We start from the raw sequence: 1635 nt of genomic DNA on the forward strand, positions 1-1635 counted from the left end.
AGGTCCGGAATGGCATAGGCAAGGTTGGTCACGTCATAGCGCAGGAACCCCAGTTTCGCGAGGTCTCCATCGAAGCGGTACAGGGCGGTGCCGGCGCCGCCGTCGATATTCAGCGCGCGCTGCTCAATGGTCGAGTGCGGCAAGCGAGGCGAGGCACCGAACATCGCCGGCGGGACGGTTTCGCTCCGACTCACGGTGATGCGGGAAAACGAATTCCAGCGATCGTACGCAAGGTCGGCCGGCGTTTCCACGTGATCTTTGATGATCGTCGGTCGAACGCCATAGGTCGTGAGCGTGTTCGCAATCGCAAAGAGTAGGCAGCCGATGACAATGCTTCGGCGGTAGCGAAAGAGCTTGGACCCGAGCGACGCGGGTTCGGGCAGGGTGCCGAGTCCGGAGCTGGCGAAGCCGAGTGCCGCGAGCCCGATGAGCGCACCGACCCACAACACCGCTGATGGCCCGCTCATCACGTTCAGGAGCACGAGGGCGCCGATGCACCCAGCGGACGCGCCGATCAGATCCGCTCCGTAGACATTTCCGATTGCATAGGGGCTGCGCGTCAGGGCAAGACTCACAACAACGCCCGAAAAGAAAAATGGAACGGCGAGACACAGTGCGAATTCTGCCCAAGCCACCAGGGAGGTGAGCGACGGCGAAGCACCTGTCACCAACGTCAATTGCACGAGCATGGCAAGATCGGCCGTTAAGGCGAAGGCCAGCGCCGCCACAGCCAGGTCGTAGGACAGTTGCTCCGGTCTGAACTTCTCCTTGCGCAAATAGACAAAAACCGCGCCAGCCGTCAGGCCGAACATGGCAATACTGATGACGAAGAAGGCCAGGTGGTACCATGAGATAACGGAAATGATTCTGGTCTCGATGATCTGCAGCATCAGCGTCGCCGCCGTCACCAAGCCAAGAGCCAGATAGAATCGGACTCTTCGACCGGTTTCGTCCCGCGATTTCGCTTTCGTTAGATGCACGCGCTCTCCCCGCCGATATGCGGCTGCCGAGCTGGGCTCCAGGGTGATCTGGGCTAGTAATCTTCCGTACGGCCTTGCGGCGGCCAACAATAAATGTTGCCCCTCACTCCACAACGTATCCAAGACAGAACGGAAGGGCATTTAGCGCGGCAATTAGAGCAAAAGTGCGCCTGAACAGTTCAGGTTCAACGCGCAAAAAACGCGGCTCCGAGTCGCGGCGGCGGCGTCGCCCATTCAGCACGCGCGAATGCTATCAAGGCACGTCGGTTCACAGAGGTAGAGCGAGCATAGCCCAGTTCAGCCGACGTCGGCGGCTTTTGACCCAACTCGAACTCCGCCTAACCATTCGCGTTAATTTACGCGGCGCGTTCCTTGTCTGACTGTTCCTCGACAGTGGTCGCGGTTTCGTCCAACCCCTTTTCGTAATTGCCCGCGAACCTCTCGATGCTGTCGGCCCACATCCTTAGCATTGAGATCTGAAAGTGCATAATTGGCTTCAAGACATTCATACCGATTGCTGTCGCTGCGGTGATGCGCCTTTGTGGGTCGCGCGCGAAAAGTTTTGCATCAGAGGTCTTATCTGCCATGTTGTTAGCTCCTTCTGCTCTGGTGTTACGGCCCAAAGCTAAGTGTCGGGTTGTGCACTGCGTGATTC

General features: G+C 58.6%; 1 protein-coding gene and 1 pseudogene. Both read right to left on the reverse strand.

Going from position 1 to position 1635, the window contains the following annotated elements:
* Positions 1-890: pseudogene (locus tag J6497_RS40590) on the reverse strand (hypothetical protein); the annotation flags it as partial.
* Positions 891-1336: 446 nt separating this feature from the next.
* The gene (locus J6497_RS40595; protein WP_225709678.1) at positions 1337-1567 is read right to left on the reverse strand and encodes a hypothetical protein; all 231 of its coding nucleotides are present in this window, start codon (positions 1565-1567) and stop codon (positions 1337-1339) included.
* Positions 1568-1635: the final 68 nt, after the last annotated feature.

The sequence above is a fragment of the Bradyrhizobium cenepequi genome (genome assembly GCF_020329485.1).
GTDB classification, from domain to species: Bacteria; Pseudomonadota; Alphaproteobacteria; order Rhizobiales; family Xanthobacteraceae; genus Bradyrhizobium; species Bradyrhizobium cenepequi.